Below are 18,229 nucleotides of genomic sequence, written 5' to 3' on the forward strand. Positions count from 1 at the left end.
AGCCGCCGCCCGCCGCCCCCGCCCCGCCGTCCGGCCAGGTCCTCGCCGTCAACGCCCCCGCCGTCACGGTGGCGCAGGAAGCCAAGTGGGCCAAGACGTTCGCGTCCGCCAAGAGGTCCGTGGACGCGGACCCGGAGCGGGACGCGCTGCTCGACCGGGCCCGGTCGATCGTGGACGAGCGGCACGAGCCGCCCGCCACCTTCACCACCTCCGAGGGCGAGGCCGCCTACCGGCGGGTCCACACCGGGATGGTCACCGTCATCGCCGACCGCCTCCGCCAGGACCGGGGTCTGTCCACCCCGGACCTCGGCGCGCGTGAGCTGTCCGAGAAGCTGCGCGTCGAGTTCGGGTCGGACCGCGTCGACGGCGGCGTCGCCCCCGGCCCGGTCCCCAGCGGGGTCGAGGGGCTCCCGATCTCCCAGTGGGACGCCGCGCGCATCGAGTACGCCGAACAGGCCGTCGCGTTCGAGAAGCGCCTTGCCGCCTACATCGGCACGCTGCGCGAGGTCGACGCCGAACTGGGCAAGGTCCTCCGGTTGGTGTGGAAGGCCGTCACGCCGAGCAGGCGCTACATGCTGGTGGGGGGCAGCCGGTCGGCGTTCGGCGCGGTGTCCGGGACGATCGACGACCTCGCGGACGTCGTGTCGCACGGGAACATCCGCGAGCGGCTGCTGGTGCTGGCCCTGCTGGCCGACAACTTCCACCTCGTCGACCGGCCGATCCGCATGGTCGCGGGTCGCCGGGTGGAACGCGACCAGCGCGCCACGAACACCGCGTACGAGGAGTACTTCAAGATCCTCGCCGACCCGTTCCTGAGCAGGAACGACAAGCTGGCGGAGATCAGGGCGCTCCAGGTCGACCTCGGTCCACGGGTGCGCGCGGCCGACGTCGTCCCGCCGCTGAGCGACCGGGAGCGGGCCATCGCGCTCGGCCCCGACGGCCACGTCAAGTGGAGCCTCGGCTTCATGCTCAGCCCGATCCCGATGAGCCGGCCGCTCCAGCAGGACGGTCAGCGGACCGGCGCGCTGGTGTGGACGGGCGTCTCGGGCACGTCGGACGGCGTCATGCAGGTCGTGGGGCGGCTCGCCGAGCTGGCGGGTGTCGACGTCGACTTCGGCCTGATCAGGCTGGCGCTGTTCTCGGTCATGTTCCAGGGCGGCGCGCACTCGTTCGACGAGGTCGCGCGCAGCGTCCAGTTCACCCGCCCCGAGCTGCCCTACTACAACAACTGGGGCCGGTACCACTCGATCGCGCCATTGACCGAGGCCCAGCTGCGCGAGCACGTCGCGGTGGACGGGAAGTTCCCCGACGAGCACGCGCTGGCGCTCGTGGACTGGGACGCGCTGGCCACCGACGCCGTCCTGCCCGCGCCCTCCGCCGACCGGCTGAGGACGTTGAGCGGGGTCGGCAGGCACGGCGAGCCGATCCGGTTCGCGCCGCACGAGGTGCGTTCCTTCACCGCGAGGTCGATCGACGGGACGACGGCGGGCGTGTCGTTCGGCGACCTGGACGCGGCCAAGAGGCTCGGCGACTGGTCGATGTCCAGCGGCGTCGACCGGACGATCGTGCTCGGCTCCGACGGCTTCCCCGTGGACCGCCCGTCGCCGTGGGCCGCGTCGGCGTCCCGGCCGACGCGGACGTTCGTGGTCGACCTGCGGCACCTGCGCGGCGAGCTGTTCGTCCACTCCGGGACCGAGGTCGTGCCGGTCGCGGTCGACGTGCGGACCGTGGTGGACGCCGTGCTCGGCTCGACCGCGTTCCAGCGGGCCAGGACGGACCTGATCGACGAGGGCACAGCGCCGCTCACGTCGGTCGTCCTCGTCGCCGACCCCGCGTCGGCCGCGGCCTGGGTCGGCGCGCTGGAGGAGTTCGCGACCCGGTTCCAGGCCGCGGGGCACCGGATGGCGTTCTACGCGTCGACGACGGGCGCCGAGTTCTCCGGCCACAACACCGGCGACGCGGGCCTGCCGCCCGCGCTGGTCCTCCGCGACGGCGGCACGTGGGAGTTCTGGGGCACGGCGACCGACCTGGACGTGCTCGTGGAGGGCTTCGCCGACCCCGAGGGCCCGATCGCGAAGAGGTACGGCCTCTCCGGGACCACGATCTCCGTCGCCGGGACTTTCGTGTCCACCGTGGACACGACGGGGGTGCTCGACCTCGCGACCGTCGCGAAGGCGCTCGGGAACGACCCGACCGCCGTGAACGTCCTGTGGACCGCGCTGCTCACCCACCTGTCCGCGCGCCCCGAGTCGGTGGCCGCGGTCCGCTCGGTCACCGACCACGTGCTGGACGAGAACGGCGAGTGGTTCCCGGTCGTCCTGCCGGAGTCGATGCGCGACCGGGTCGTGCCCACCGGCAAGGGCACCTGGGACGCGGAGCGGGGCGTGGTCACCCGGCCCGCCCGCCTGTCCACGACCGGGGACCGCGCGACCCGGCAGGAACTGGTCGACGGCTACCGGGTCGCGCCCGTGCCCGTCACGTTCACCTGGAGCGGGGAGAAGATCTCGGTCCAGCAGGTCCGCGAGCACCTGGGCGCGCTGATCACGTGGCTGGCCGAGGCGTCGGTGGAGCTCGGCCGCGACGGGCGGGCCCGCGTGGTGGTCGAGATCGTCGGCACCGGTCACGGCTCGAAGTTGTCCAGGGAGCGGTCGGCGGCGGGGGAGCAGAAGGGCCACGGCCGGGCGCTCGCCGTCCGCGAGGGGATGCGGCGCGTGCTCGCGGCGCGGCTCCGCCAGTTGGTGGGCGAGGACGGGCCGACCTTCGACCTGGCGCGGACCCTGCCCGAGGAGACCACGTCCGGCCGCTTCGAGTCCGACCCGGATGCGCCCGCCAGGGTCGTCGTCAGCGTGCGGTTGGCGTTCGACGACGACGCCCCGGCCATCACGCGGACGACGGGCGCCGAGTGGGAACGGGCCGTCGAGCTGGCCAAGGCCTCCGTGCTGGAGTCGCCGGACCGCGACGCCCTGTTCGACCACGCCGTGCGGATCGTGTCGCCGTGGACCGGCCCCAGGTCGAACCTGCCCGACGAGGTGCTCGTCGACATCGCGTACCTGGTCGCGAACCGGCTCCGGACCGACGCCGACAAGGACGGTCCGACCAGGGTCGCCACCGCGCGCTCCGCGGCCGCGGTGCTGCTGGCGTCGTTCGCGACGGACCGGGTGCTCCGCGGTGGCGCGCTGACGGCGCCCGTCGCCCCGCCGCCCCCGGTCGAGACCGCCCCAGTGGCGTCGACCGAGGACCAGGCCGAGGGCCCGGTCCGGATGACGTCCGGTGCGCCCGGCGTCCCGGTGGCCGTGTCCTTCGCCCCCCACCACAGCACCCTCGACCCGGTCGCCCAGGACCGGATCGTCGAGTTCGCCGAGGAGGTCGCGGAGGCCGCCGTCACCGCGGCCCTCGAAGGGCGCACCGCCCGGCCGTGGCTCACGCTGACCACGCCGCCCGCCCCCGCGACCGACCACGTCGAGGCCCGGCGGGCCAAGGACCGGATCGACCAGGTGTTCAGCCTGTACCGGTCGGCGCTCGCCACCGCGCTCGCCCGCTACCCGAACGCCGGGGTGTCGCCGTCCCAGATCGGCGGCGAGCTGAGCCGGACGATGACCGCGCCGGGCACCGGGGACCAGGTGCTGCTGAGCTACGTGGAGCGGGAACCCGTCGCCACGCGGGCGCCGTCGGACGGCATGCCCGCGTCGTCGCGCTCGACCGTCGGGGCGAACACGGCCCGGCCCGCGGTCGTCGTCGCCGCCGTCGTGGCCGTCATGAACGACCCGGTCGCCCTCGAGGCGGCTCGCGTCCGGGTGGACGCGGGCACGGCGACCGACGGCGACCGGGTCGCCGTCGAGGCGTACCGGCAGGCGGGGGCGATGTGGCGGGGTTCCACCCTCGACCTCGTCTCGGTCTCCGCCGCGGTGGAGCGGACGGCGGACCCCGCCCTCGTCTGGACGGCCGCCCTGACCTACCTCGCGTCCCGCCAGGACGCGGTCGACGCGATCACCACCGTCGTGGACCGCGCTCGGGTCGGCTCGGTGTGGACGCCAGTGCGGCTGCCCGCGGCGGCGCGTGGCCGGTTCGCCGTCACCGGCAAGGGCCGGTGGGGCCAGGGCACGGTCACCAGGCCCGCGGTGCTGGTGCCCGCGGGGCAGGACTGGCCGTCGGTCGTGGACAACGGCGGCTTCGCCGCGCCCCGGCTGGACGTCGGCTTCACGGGGTCGGACGCCGCGCTCGACGCGCACTCCGCGCGGTCGGCCGACGACCTGGCCACGTGGCTCGCCGAGGCGGCGGTCGAGCTGGAGGGCGACGGCCTGCCCTCCCCGGTGCTCGACGTCGTCGGCCAGGGCCACGGCAGCAGGTTCGCCCTGAAGTCGACGCCCGGCGCCACCAGCGGGCAGCGCCGGGCGGACCTGGTGCGGCAGCGGGTGCTCACGCGCCTGCGCCCGGCGCTCGCGGCCATCGAGCCGACGCGACCGCCCGGCGCGTCCCGCCTCAGCGCCGACGTGATCGCGCCCGTCGCCTCCGCGCGCGGTGAGCACCTCGCGGAACGGGCTGCCCGCGTCCGGACGACGGCCACCGCGCTGGTCGACCTCGCGGCCCAGACCTCGTCCGTGCCCACCGCTCCGACGGTGCTGGCGGGCACCGACAGCACCGGGGCCACCCGCTACTTCAGCCCGTCCCAGGTGGTCGTCCGCGGCCTCTTCGACGCCAACAGCACGATCGTCGGCGTCACGTTCTCCACCCCCGACCGGCCGTCCCCGCTGCTGCACGGGTTCCCCACCGACCCGAACCGGCAGTCCGCGATCACCACCGGCCGGATCGGCACGGACGGCTCGCTGCCGTCGGACGCCGAGATCGTGGCCACGCCGTTCCCGTGGCTCGACGAGACCCGCACGTTCTTCGTGGACGGCCACGGCCTGCCCGGCTCCATGCAGATCACCGTGCACGAGGGCGACACGACCACCGTGCTCACCGTGTCCGGTGACGTGCTGGCCGAGATCGTCCTGGCGTCGGCGGCGTTCCGGCGGCGTGGTTCGTCCACAGTGGACGAGTTCGCGCTGTACATCTGCTCCGCGACCGCCGTCCCGACCACCGGGTCGAGCGTGGCGGAGCGGTTCCGGGACACGATGGCGCGGAACGGGGTCACCCGCGACGTGCACGGGCCGAGCAAGAAGTTCACCGTGTTCCACCGCTCCACGGCGACCGGCATCCGGCACACCGCGACCTTCGTCGAGGCGGGCGGGAGCTGGGTGACCGTCGGCGGCACCCCGGCGGCGGACGACCTGGACCTGGACGAGGTGCTGGCGCACCTCCAGGACTGGCGGACCAGGTCCGACGCCACCCGCAGGCACTACTCCCGCCGGACCGCGCTGTTCTCGGTGGTCGAGCGCGCGGCGAAGGTGCAGGAGGCGCTGGAGAACCAGCTCGGCTCGCAGAGCCGCCGCGGCGTGATCGACCTCGACCGGGTCGCCCGGCTCGCGGTGGGCGACCGCGAGGACCTGGTGTGGGCGGCGGCGGTGCGCCTGCTCAGCTCCGGCCGCTACGCGCACCGCCTGGCAGGCGTGACCGACTCCGCCGCCACGCCCGCCGCCGCGCTGGCGCTGTTCCACTTCACGTCCTCCCGGATGCGGATGCCCGACAACAGCCACATGCGCCGCGCGGAGTGGGGAATCCGGCAGGACCCCCTGCCCGCCCGGCCGGTGTTCGACCGCACCCTGCTCGCCGGGTCGCTGTCCGCGACCGGCGGCGGCCACCTGGCTTCCGCACCCCTCCGCTCGGCGCTGAAGCCGCCCCGCCGCACGGCGCACCGCCGCGCCGCGGCGCAGGGCGTCCGGTTCGACCTGCCCGAGGAGCGGGACTGGACCGTGGAGCGGGTGCCCGGCAAGCGGGCCGCCGACTCGTCGCAGGACCGCGTCGTGCTGGACGACGTGACGCGCACGGTCCTGCGCCGCGACGGCCGCGTGGTCGGTCTCGACTTCCCCTCCGGCGACCGGTCCCCCGAGGGCGCGTGGGCGGTCCAGCCGGGGCGGACGACGGCGATCCACCTCCAGGAGGGCGGTTTCCACCGCGCCCGCGCGGTGCGCAGCATCGAGGTCGCGCCACCTGGCGTGGACGCCGACGACGTGCTGGTCGTCGGGGTGCGGGTGGACGGCGCGCGCGCCCTGCTGCACCTGCCCGGTCGGAAGCCGAAGACCGTGGACGGTGCGAGCCTCGCCCTCCTCGTCCGCGACAGCGGAGCGCTGGACGGTCAGCCCGACGGGGCGCTCATCGTGCTCGCGGCGACGCCGACGGCGGCCGCGGCGAACCAGCAGCGGCTGGCCGAGGACTTCCAGCGGGCCCTCGCGGACCTCGGCCTGCGCCGCGCGGTCGCGGTGGGCACCCGGCTCGTCCCCGAGTCGGAGGCGCCGAGGACCGAGCTGGTCGTGCCGAAGGGCGGGCACCTGCGGGTCGTCGGCGACCCCGACGACACCTGGGTCGCCGCGGAGCTGTCGCAGGCGTACGGGATGGGCTGGCAGTACGGCGCGTCGACCTCGTCCACGACCGGGCTCGTCCCGCTGGACGACCGCGCGGCCACGCTCGCGTTGATGCGGGAGGTCGCCGAGCTGTCGGACCGGCACGACCTCGACAAGCCCCTCGCGGACCGGTTGCTCGGGATGTACCAGCGGCTGCGGGACCGGCACCGGCGGCCTGAGGTGCTGCTGCACGCGCTCGCCTCGCACCTGTTCACCGCCCCGACGATCCAGGACGTGTGGGACCGGATGGCGTCCGCGTCGGTCGGCGCGGCGGACTTCGACGTGGTGCGCTGGCGCGCGCCGAAGGCGAACCTGAGCGGCCGGGACGCCCGCAAGCTGCCGGTGGCGTTCGAGGTCCGCCGGGTCGAGGTCTACCCCGGCGTCTGGATGCGCGAGGCGCTGATCAGGATCCGGCCGACGTTCCCCGACGGCACGTCCCCCGCGGACCAGGACGCCTTCTGGCGGAAGCTCGTCGCGGGCGTCGAGCGCGCCTTCAACACCGGCGGACGGCTGCCCACGAGCGGGGACGCGTTCCGCGTGCAGGTCGTCCGGGCCGACGAGAACGCGCACGTCTCGGTGTCCGTTCTCCCGCCGGGAGCGGAGACCGCGCCGTCCCGGACCGACTGGGGCGCCGACGAGGTCCCGGCCGCGCTGGCCCAGCACGTGGCCGACCTGCTGGGCGTCCACGACCCGGACGGGGGCGAGGACCTCACCCGGCGCCAGTGGGAGCAGTTCGACGTCATCGCGCCCGCGGCCAAGCTGTCGAGCAGGCCGTACTCGGCCGTCCGGGACAACGCCGACTGGCGGCAGCAGTGGATCTCCGGCACCGACGCGGCGGGGGCCGAGCGCCGGTTCACCGCGGGCAAGGTGCGGGGCCTCCCGCTGGGCGGCGACCGGGGAGCGGTCTTCCCGTCCGGGTCGTACGACCTGGCCCCGGACGTGGCCCAGGCGCTCGGGACGTCCGGGGTCGCCTCGGTCCGGCTGGGCGAGTCGGGCACCGGCCGGGGCATGGACGGCACGCCGCCGCCGTCCGGAGTGGTGCTCGCGCTGGACACCGACGAGCGCACGGCCGCGCTGGACGTCGGCGACGTCGGCGACGTCCGGGTGACCGGCGGGGAACTCGCCAAGATCGTCACGCCGCTCCTGCTGCGCTGGGACACGACGGATCCCGTGCTGCTGCTGGGTCCGTCGGCCGGGCGGCCCACCGGCTTCGCGTCCGACCTCGCCGAAGGCCTGGCCGCGCAGGGGCTGAACCTGGGCGCCGCCGCGTCGACCGGTCACGCCGACGTCGAGGTGGACTCCACCGGCCAGGCCGTGCTGGTGCTCGGCGACGGCGCTCACCTGGCGCGCTTCCGCGGGAGCCCCGACGAGCAGGCCGCGGTCGCGGAGATCGCGCGGGCGCTGACGGCGAACTGGCGGTACGCGCCGGACGCCGACTCGAGTCGGATCCGCACGCTCGCCGACCGCGCCGCCACGGTCGAGCTGCTCACCCGTCTCGTCGCCGAGCTCGCCGTCTCGGTGCCCCGCGACGGCGGCGTGCTCGACCTGGTCGAGGTGCGCGCCGACCTCGCCGCCCGGCACGAGAACCCCGATCTGCTGCTGCCCGTGCTGCTCGCGCACATCGCCGCCGACCACACCGACCTGCGACGGGCCGTCCGCTGGGTGGTCGACCGCGGCACGGCTCGCGCGACGGGCAGGTGGACGCGGGTCCCGCTGACCGCCGCCGCCCGCGCGCTGTTCGCCACGACCGGCAAGGCCGTCTGGGACGACGCCGCGGGCACCGTGCGCAGGCCCGTCGTCATGACCGAGCCCGGCACGCCCGCGCCCACCGCGGCGTGGGACCTCGGGACGCTGCGCGCCGAGGTCCGGTTCGACGTCGACGCGCCGGACAACGCCGACCTGATCAAGGACGGGGCCGAGGTGGACCGGCTCGGGCGCACCCTGGCGGAGATCGCCGTGGAGCACGCCGAGGACGGCGGGCCACTGCCGGTGGGGTCGATCACCGGCCACGGGCGGATGTCGTTCCGCAGGTCGACGGCCGACGCGGTCGCCAAGGGCGTGCGCCGCGCGGAGCGGACGCTGGCCGCGTTGAGCGCGAGCGTCACCCGGCACCTCGACGCGCTGGCCACCGCGGGCTCGACGCCGCTGACGGCGGGTCCGGTGCTCAGCGGCCTCGAGCTGGTGGGCGCCGCCGAGCCGCGCTCCACCGACCGCGCCGCGGCCGCCCGGTCCGAGATCGCGCTCGCCCCGCGCCCGGCCCCGGAGACCACGACGTTCTCCGACGACGACGTGCCCGCGCCGTCCACCGCGACGTTCCCGGACGAGACGGCGTCCACTTCGGACGGGACCACGACGTTCCCGGACGTGGACGAGGCCACCCCCGCTCCCGCGAGCCCGGTGACGCCCGCCGAGCTGGACCTGGTGCGGCCGAGCGCGCCGGTCACCGAGATCCGCAAGCTGACCCGGCGCGGAATGGTCAAGTTCGACGTGCGCCGGATCGAGGTCCGGCCCGGCGTGTGGGTGCGGGAGGCGACGCTCCGGCTCCGGATGGACTTCCCGGCGACCACGAGCAGGTCGCGGCAGCGGGAGTTCTGGACCGCGCTGGAGACCGCCGTCGAGGCGGCCTTCAACGGCGGCCTCACCCTGCCCGCGAGCGGCGACCTGGTGCGGGTGCAGGTCGTGCGCGTCGCCACGACCGCCGAGGCGCACGCGGTCATCGGCGTCGACCGGTCCGGTGCGACGAGCCGCGGGGCGTGGCTGTCCACCGAGTCGGGCTCGGTGCTCGGGCACCACGTCGCCGACCTGCTCGGCGGGATCGACCTCCCCGGCAGCAACCCGTTCGCCTGGGCCGACGCGCCGCTGTCGGCCGACCAGCTGGTCGCGCTGGAGGAGCAGGCGGGCACCACGCCGCCGCCGGGGCTGGCGCACGCCGACCTGCCCGACACCTCCGCGACGACGTGGGAGTCCGGTGTCGACGCGCTCGGCCGCGACCGCCGGTTCACCGCCGCACAGGTGGCCCGCAAGCCGATCCACCGCAACGGCAAGCTCATCGGCGCGACGTTCGCGAACTCCGGAGCCACCCACTCGTCCGAGCAGGCGTGGGCGGCCAGCCCGAACCGGGCCAACGCCGTCTTCCTCACCGAGGCCACGGGTGCCCGGAGGCTGCCGGTCGTCGTCGACGGCCTGGAGAAGGACACCACCGCGGTCTTCGCCGTCCACGCGAGCAAGGGCCACGGCAGGGTGCACGTCGGGACGATCGGCGACCTGCACGTCCGAGGTGACGCGTTCGCCAGGATCGCGGTCGACGCGGGCGGCCTGGCCGACCAGGACGAGAACGACCTCGTCGTGCTGGCGGCCTGCTCGGCGGTCCAGACGCCGAAGCCCGGCGGGTTCGCCTGGGACTTCCAGGCCACCCTGGCCGCGTTGAAGTTCCGGCGCCGGGTCGCGGGGGGCACGCAGATCGTCGGCACGAGCCACGGCGACGGCGCCACGACCGCGCCCTCGTTGACGATCCAGGACGGCGGGCACCTCGCGGTCGTCGGCGGCACCGCGACGGACGAGGACAACGCGGTGCTGGAACTGGTGCAGGCGCTCGGCGCCGGGTGGAACTACGCGCCGTCGCCCGCCCGGCCCGGCGGCGCCCGGATCTCGTTCGACGACCGCGCGGGCACGCTCGCGCTGATCAGCGAACTCCTGCTCGGGCTGGACGCGTCGGTGACCGCCCGCAGAGGCGACCTCGACCTGGTCGAGGTGTTCCGGACCGCGCGGGCGCGGCACCAGCGTCCCGACCTGGTGACGTCCGCCGTGCTCGCGTTCGCGGCCACGCGCCCGGCGCTGCTGACGACGCCGGTGACGTCGCTGACCGACCGGAAGTTCCTCGAGCGCGAGGAGGAGTGGGAGCACGTGCCGCTGACCGCGTCGGCCAGGGCCCGGTTCACCGTGACCGGCGACTGGTCGTGGGACTTCGCCGCGGGCGAGGTCCGCCGCCCGGTCCGGCTCGTGCCGGTCGGCTCCACGGCGCTGCTCCGCATCCCGACCGTGCGCGACGTCCAGCGGACCGACGTCGCCTTCACCGTGGGCACCGACCGCGTGGCCGACCAGGACCAGATCGACGGGCTGGCCAGGGCGTTGGCGCAGCTCGCGGTCGAGCACGAGGCCGACGGGCTCGCGCTGCCCGTCGTGAAGATCACCGGGTACGCCAGGGACTCCCGGTTCGGCTCGTCGGACGACACGATCCGCAAGGCGGACCGGCGGGCCCAGACCGCCTACAACGCCCTGCACCGCGCCACTTCCGGCCATCTCGAGGAGTTGGCACCCAAGGGCACCCGGCCGATCTCCGCCGACCTGGTGCTCCCCGAGAGCGGGGTGACCGGCTGGTTCGAGCCCCGCAGCGCGGACAGGGCCCGCGCCTCGCGCGCCACCGTCGAGATCGACCCGCGGGTGGCGATGTCCGTGCGGGCCGCGTTCGCCGCGGTGCGGGCGATGCGACCGGTCACCGCCGTGCCCGCGGGCCAGCAGGTCGACGTGCTCGGCGACGGCACGACCGCCGACCTCGCCCCGGTGACGGTCGCCGACCTCGACGTGGTGCGGTCGAGCGCGCCGGTCACCGAGGTCCGGACGACGACCGACGGCGGACCGGTCGCGTTCGACGTGCGCCGGGTCGAGACCAGCCCCGGCGTGTGGGTGCGCGAGGCGACGCTGCGGCTCAAGGTGGAGTTCCCCGCGGACCTGTCGTACCGGGACCGGCAGCGGTTCTGGTTCGACCTGGAACGAGGGGTCGACGCCCTCTTCGCCGACGCCGTGCTGCCGACGAGCGGTGACCGGATGCGGGTGCAGCTCGTGCCCGTCGTCGCGGACCTCGAAGCGCACGTCACCGTCCACGTCGGCCGCGGCGCGGACCGCACCCGGTGGGGAGCTGGTGACAGCCCCGTCGTCCTCGCGCGGCGGGTCGTGGACCTGCTCGGCGGCGGCTCGTCGACGGTCGGCGCGCTGTCGGCGACGGACCTGGCCTCGCTGGAGGGGCAAGCGGGCGCCACGCCGCCGCCGGGGCTCGCGCACGCCGATCTGCCGGACACCTCCGCGGTCCGGTGGGAGTCCGGCACGGACGCGCTCGGCCGCGAACGCCGGATCACGGCTACCCAGGTGACCAGCAAGCCCTTGCACCGCAACGGCAAGCTCATCGGCGCGACGTTCGGGACCGCCTCGTCCGGTGACGCCGACGTGCAGACCTGGGCGGGCAGTCGGAACCGGGCGAACACCCTGCTGCTGGCCGAGGCGGGCAGCCAGTCCGGTGGTCTGCCGGTCCTCCTGCGCGGGCTGGAGGACGACAGCACGACGGTCTTCGGCGTCCACACCGACAGCAAGGGCGCGACCGTCCACATCGGGTCGATCGGCGACGTCGACGTCGCCGCCGACGCGTTCGGCCGGATCGCGGTCCACGCGGGCGGATTCCAAGGCGGGCACGAGGACGACCTCGTGCTGCTGGTCGCCTGCGAGGCGGGCCGGACGCCGAAGCCGGGCGGGTTCGCCCACGACTTCAAGGACACGCTGGCGGACCTCGGGTTCCGCCGCCGGGTCGCCGCGAGCACCAGGATGGTCGGCTCCACCGACCGGGACCTGGTGGTCGTCGACGGCGGCCACCTCACCGTCCTGGGCGCCACCGAGGCCGACGACGACAACGTGGTGCGGGAGCTGGCCACGGCCTACGTGGGCCGGTGGGACTACGCGGAGCCGTCCGAGCGCCGCGACGACGAGCCGATCCCGCTCGACGACCGCGCGGCCACGCTCGCGCTGGTCGACGAGCTGCTGCAGGGCTTGGACGTCTCGGTGCCCGATCGCGGGGGCGACCTCGACCTGGTCGAGCTGTTCCGGGACGCGCGGGAGCGGCACGAGCGGCCGGAACTGGTGGTGGCCGCCGTGGTCGTGCTGTTGACGTTGGTGCACGACGGGCTGCCGTGGTCCGTGACGTCGGTGACCGACCGCAAGTTCCTCGCGGACGAGGGCCGGTGGGAGCACGTGCCGCTGACCCCGTTGGCCAGGGCCCGGTTCACCGTGACCGGCGACTGGTCGTGGGACTACGACGAGGGCGAGGTCAGCCGCCCGGTGCGGCTCGTGCCGACGACCTCCGTCGCGCCGTCGCGGTCTTCGGCCGCTCCCACCGTCGCGCCGGTCGTCCTGCCGCTGGTGGCCGGGGAGGTCGACCGGGCCCGGATCGAGGAGGTGGGCGAGGCGCTTGCGCGGCTCGCCGTCGAGCACCGGGCGGACGGACTCGCGCCGCCGATCGTGACGGTCACCGGTCACGACGCGGACGGGGATTCGGCGCGGGCCGTTCACGCCGACCTGCGCGAGGTGACCGCGGCGCACCTGGCGAAGTTGGCGCCGCTGGGCACCGAGCCGCTGTCCGTGGACCCGGTGCTGCCCGCGACGCGGGTCTTCGCCCAGCCGGACCCGAACGGCGCCCACGTCACGATCGAGGTCGGCCCGCGCGTGCTGTCGGCGCTCAAGACGGCGCTGGCCGAGTTCCGCGCCGCGTCCCGGACCACCGATGTCCCGGAAGCCGGCCCGAGCACCGGGGTCTCGGACTCCGTCGCCCAGCGCTCGGCTTCCCCGAGCCCGGAGGCCCGGATCACCGCTCCGCCGAGGGACGAGCCCTCGTCCCTCGTCATCCCGCGCCCGTCGTCGCCCGCGGTCGCCCCCGCCGACCCCGGTGCCGCACCGTCGCCCGCCGTCACCGAGCCGACCACCGCACCGGTCGCGGACCTCCCGGTGCTGGCCGGGATCGCCGACCCGGTCGAGCAGACCGACGTGGTCCGCGACTGGCTGGACGACCTGCACGACGCCGACCACGACAGGCGCGACGTGGCGAGCGCCGATCCGGTCACCCTGAGCACGTTCCTGCCCGAGCGGTCGTGGTGGCTGCTCCAGATCGACCCCGCGCACCACGCCGCCGCGCTGGCCAACAACCGGGGCAACCCGGCCAGCTACTACGACACCGACCGCTCACCCGGTTTCCGCAGGGACATGGCCACCGCGTTCCGGACGATCCTGGACGCGCCCGCCGCGCTGGCCGCGCGGGTCGACTGGACCGAGTACCTGCGCATGCACGGCGTGGCCACCGGCCGGGCCCGGCTGGCCCAGTCGGACGACACCCTGTTCGAGATCGTCGGCCAGGGCGCGAACGCGTTCATCGGCCACAACCTGCTGGCCCGCAACGCCGCCGCCGACCTGCTGGACGAGACCGTCGCGGGCCGCCCGCTCGTGACGCTGGCCGCGCCCGAGCAGGTGGACGCCGGGCGCCGGGCGGACGTGATCACGTTCCTGGCCGTCGAGGGCGGCCGCTGGAAGGTCAACACCGACTACCTCGCCGCCGAGGTGCCCGCGCTGGTCGACGCCGTGTTCGAGCGGTACTACGCCGAACTGGCCGAGGCGGGCGGCGACCAGGACCGCCTGCGCGCCATCGCCCGCGCCATCCGCGCGCTGCACGTGATGCACCTGTTCGGCGACGGCAACGGCAGGCTCAACGTGTACCTGCTGCTGCCGAGGTTGTTGCTCGCCAACGGTTTCCAGCCGGTGATCGTGCCCGGCATGTCCACCCTGTTCTCCGGCGGGTTCACGGTGGAGGAGATCGCGGACGCCCTGCGCTGGGGCCAGGGCCGGGCGCTGGAGGACGGGTTGCCCGGCGTCTACAGTCCCGTCGACGACGTCGTGGAGTCCGACGACGAGCTGGAGCTGTCCGAGGACAGCAGGCGGACGGCGCTCGACCTGCTGGACCTGCACGGCGTCACCGCGCACATCGCGGACGCCACCGGTGACCCGGAGTCGGCGCGCGCGGTGGTGGCGCGGTTCGTCGACGTGATCGCCCGCGAGGTGGCGATCGAGGGTCCGACCGGCGGCATCAAGCCCACCGAGCGGATCGCCGCCGCCATCGAGGCGGTCGGCGAGCACGGGCTGTTCGGCACCCTGTTCGCCGACCTCTCCGGCGACGCCGCGCGGCAGCGCTTCGCCGAGGTCGTGGACGTGGTGCTCGCCCACCAGGTGCGCGAGCAGCACACCGCTGCCCGGCACTACCTGGACGACCTGGCGGCGACCGAGGCCGGTGTTCCGGCCGTCGAACCCGAGCCCGCCGCGGTCGCGGACGACCCGGTCGGGGAGGACCACGTCGGGGCCGTGGTGCTGACCCGGCACGTCCCGGTCGACGGGCTGGCGGCGCTGGCGGACCGCTACGCGCCGGGCTCGGTCGTGCGGGAGACCGCGGCCGTCCGCGCCACGGAGGAGCCGGTGTGGCTCGGCGGCGAGAACGTCGTCTTCGTCGTCCACTCGACGACCGGTGTCCGGCAGGACGCCGAGATCGTGTTCGCGCCGGGCACGGACTTCAAGGTCGTCTCGCGCACGAGGTCCGCGGACGACCTGGCCGACGGCGGCGTGCTGTGGACGATCGGCCTGGTCCAGACCGGGTCCGGCGCGGAACCGACCGGCGGGGTCGGCGACCTCGACCTGACCACGGACACGATGGTGCTCGTCGACTCGGCGGGCCTGGTGGACCGGCTGGCGGCCGGCGGTGTTCACGCGGACGGGATCGGGGTCGTGCTCGACTCGGCCGTCCGGGCCGTGCGCGACACCCTCGAGGGGCAGGGCCTGGACTCGGCGGCCGCCACCGCGCGGGCGCTGGCCACCGCCGTGGACCTGGTGTGGCACCACGGCCTGGCGGACTTCCTGCTGGACCGCGACACCGACCCGGAGGTGCTCGGGGCCGCGCTGTTCGCCGTCGTCGGCGCGGTCGCCTACGAGGTCGTGCAGAACGGTGACGCGGTCGCGGCCGAGGTGGCCGAGCGGACGGCGCGCGCGTTCGAGCTGCTCGACACCACGGGCATGGTGGGCGGCCTGCTGCACGGCTCGGCCGTCGACGACGGCGCGCGGACCGAGCTGAACGCGCTCGCGGGCGACGTGGAGGACGTGCTCGCCGAGGACGTCGCCGCGGCGGAGGCGCTGGCCGCCGTGACGACGCGGGCGTACGCCATCGCCGTTCGGTACGGCGTTGTGCCCGCGACCGGCGTGGTGACCGCCGAGGTGTTCCAGGACGTCCTGGAGATCAGGGCATTGCTCGACGAGCGCGGCGAGAGCGCGGCCGCGGCGCTGGCCAGGCGGCTGCGCCGATGAGCGCCCGCCGTGCGGCCGGAGCGCTGTGGGGGACACTCGTCGGGGCTCCGGCGGACGAGAAGGGTGCGACATGACCGCGGCAGGCGACGACCAGTGGGTGTTCCTGATCGACCCCGCGTGGGATCCGGACACCCCGGCGGGCGGCGAGGTGCCGTCACCGCCTCTGGAGGCCGTCGTCGGCGGGTGGCTGTCGGCGGCAGACGGTGGGATCGGCCGGTTCCACGCGAACCCCGACTACGCGCCATCCGAACCGGGGTCGCCGACGGACCCCGTCGACGCGGCGCTGCACCTGCTGGCCAGGGGCGAGGTCGACTCGGACGCGCTGTTCGCCGTCCTGCGCGAGGGCGCGTTCGACGTGGCGCTCGGCGCCGACGGGAGTCCGCTGATCGCGCCCTCGCCGGACGACGTGCCGTCGCTGCTGGTGGCCACGGCTCCCGCGCAGCGCCCCCGCGTCCACGCCGACGACTGGCGGACCGGGGTGTCCGCGGCGGAGTTGGGCGACCTGCTCCGCGAGCACCGCGTCGACCTGCTGCTGAACCCCGGCGGCCCCGCGTCCACGAGGCTGGTCGGCGACGTGTTCGCGGAGAGCCTCGCCGACGTCGCGGAGTGACCCGGTGCGCCACGTGAACCGACCGCGCCAGACGAGAAGGGCAAGTGATGAGCACGCCGAGCAGTGACGACAGGGCCGAGCAGATCCGGCAGGTCGTCGACCAGTTGACCGGGCAGGGGTTCACCCCCGGCGAGCAGACCGGCGATCAGTGGGCGTTCCTCGTCGACCCCGGCTGGCAGGCGGAGAACCCGGACGACGGCGTGCCGTTGGCCGCGATCGTGGGCGGCTGGCTGGCGTCGGCCGACGGGACGCTGAGCCGGTTCCACCCCAACCCGGACTACGAGCCGTCGACGCCCGGATCACCGACGGACCCGGTGGACGCCACGCTGCAACTGGTGGTGCGCGGCGAGTCGACCAGCGAGATGCTGTTCGCGGTGATCAAGGAGTCGACCTTCGCGGTGGCGCTGGACGACGACGACACCCCGGTGGTGGCGCCGTCGCCGGACGACGTGCCGTCGCTGCTCGTGACGACCGCGCCGCTGCACCAGGGCCGGGTGCGCACCGACAAGTGGCGCGACGTGAGCGCCGTCGAGTTGGCGGACCTCCTGGTCCAGCAGCGGGTCGACCTGCTGCTCAACCCCGGCGCGCCGTCGTCGATGCGGCTGATCGGCGAGGTGTTCGCCCGCAACGTGGCCGAGTAGGTCTTCGGGCGGTCGATCCGGCGACATCTTCACGGAGTACATGACGGCCGGGTGGCCGTTGTGCGCCAAAGGGCCCCGCGACGGGAGTCGCGGGGCCCTTTTGTCGGCGCGGGTGGGGCTGCCCGTTCGGCGTCGGGCTCCGCGTCCTGGTCGAAGGTAGCGCGCCCGTGCCCGCGTGACGATCTTCGTGGCGCACGTGTGTTCTTTCGTGCCGTCGGATCTGCTCGATCGTCCGGTGAACCGTTTCCCGTCCGCTCCCGTGTTGTGGGCCGAAGGCTCGGAACGACTCCGACGCCCACCCGGTCCACTTGGGAGACAACCGCCATGATCAGCAAGCGTCTTGCGTCCGTCGCCGTCCTCCTTGCGGCGGGCGCGGTTCTGCTCAGCGCCTGCGGTCCGACGAAGGGTTCCGCGTCGGCCGGCGCCCCGGAGGTCAAGGCCCCCGCGGGGAGCGCCGCCGCCGTGTCCGACACGGACGTGAAGTTCGTCGACGGATTGGCCACGGCCAACGGCGTCGAGGCGGGCACCGGCGACCTGGCCGGTCCGGGCGCCTCCCCGGAGGCGAAGGCGCAGTGGCTCCAGGTGGCGTCGGGGTCGACGTTCGAGCTGAACCCGTTGCTGTTCAACGGTCGTGGCCGGGCGATGTACCGGTTCGACAAGGACACGGCGAAGCCGTCGAAGTCCGCGTGCGAGGACGCCTGCGCGAAGACGTGGCCGCCGGTCGTGGTCGGCAAGGGCGCGACGATCTACCTCAAGGACGTGGAGAAGAAGGCGATCGGGTTCCTGGAGCGCGCCGACGGCACCCGTCAGCTGACGGTCGAGGGCTGGCCCGCGTACTTCTACAGCAAGGACACGCAGATCGGCGACGCGAACGGCCAGGGCGTGGGCGGCACCTGGTTCGGGCTGCGCCCGGACGGCGGCAAGGCGACCGCGGGCACGCCGGTGACCCGCGACGGCAGCGACAACACCGCGAACCTGTTCGACAAGAAGGACTTCGTCGACGGCAACCGGGAGAGCCTGTCCGGTCTGGACTGCCGCAACGCCTCCTCCCCGAAGGCCGCGTCCTCGGTCAAGGTCAAGGGCAAGGTGAAGCTCTGGTCCGAAAAGGACTGCAAGGGCAAGTCCCTGGTCGTGGACAAGGACATCGCGGACCTGTCGACGGTCGGCTTCGACAACGCAGTCTCGTCGGTGTTCCTCGGGTGATCTTGGCCTACGGCATCGTCGGAAGAGGTTTGGCGACGGCCGGCTTGACTTGGGGCCCCTAGATTTGAGCCTTTGTCGGGCCAAAACGGCAGGTTCAGAAGCCGCAGCCCGACAAATTT

4 protein-coding genes (1 of these 4 running past the window's edge) are annotated in these 18,229 nt (G+C 74.6%); all 4 read left to right on the forward strand.

All coding sequences use genetic code 11. From position 1 onward, the window contains the following. Window positions 1–15,656, forward strand: the final stretch of a protein-coding gene (locus ACFWW9_RS01670; RefSeq protein ID WP_390370443.1) for a hypothetical protein. Its footprint begins 23,581 nt before the window's first position; only the last 15,656 of its 39,237 coding nucleotides appear in the window; its start codon lies beyond the left edge, outside the window; its stop codon occupies window positions 15,654–15,656. Between the two features lie 70 nt (window positions 15,657–15,726). Beyond that, the gene (locus ACFWW9_RS01675) at window positions 15,727–16,266 is read left to right on the forward strand and encodes a type VII secretion system-associated protein (protein WP_390370444.1); all 540 of its coding nucleotides are present in this window, start codon (window positions 15,727–15,729) and stop codon (window positions 16,264–16,266) included. Window positions 16,267–16,313: 47 nt separating this feature from the next. Next, on the forward strand, window positions 16,314–16,907 hold the full coding sequence (locus ACFWW9_RS01680) for a type VII secretion system-associated protein (RefSeq protein WP_390370445.1): 594 nt from the start codon (window positions 16,314–16,316) through the stop codon (window positions 16,905–16,907). Window positions 16,908–17,231: 324 nt separating this feature from the next. Next, window positions 17,232–18,110 carry a hypothetical protein gene (locus tag ACFWW9_RS01685; RefSeq protein WP_390370446.1) on the forward strand — a complete coding sequence of 293 codons (879 nt, stop codon included), beginning with the start codon at window positions 17,232–17,234 and terminating at the stop codon, window positions 18,108–18,110. Window positions 18,111–18,229: the final 119 nt, after the last annotated feature.

It is taken from the genome of Umezawaea sp. NPDC059074, assembly GCF_042738955.1.
In the GTDB taxonomy this organism is placed as follows: Bacteria; Actinomycetota; Actinomycetes; order Mycobacteriales; family Pseudonocardiaceae; genus Umezawaea.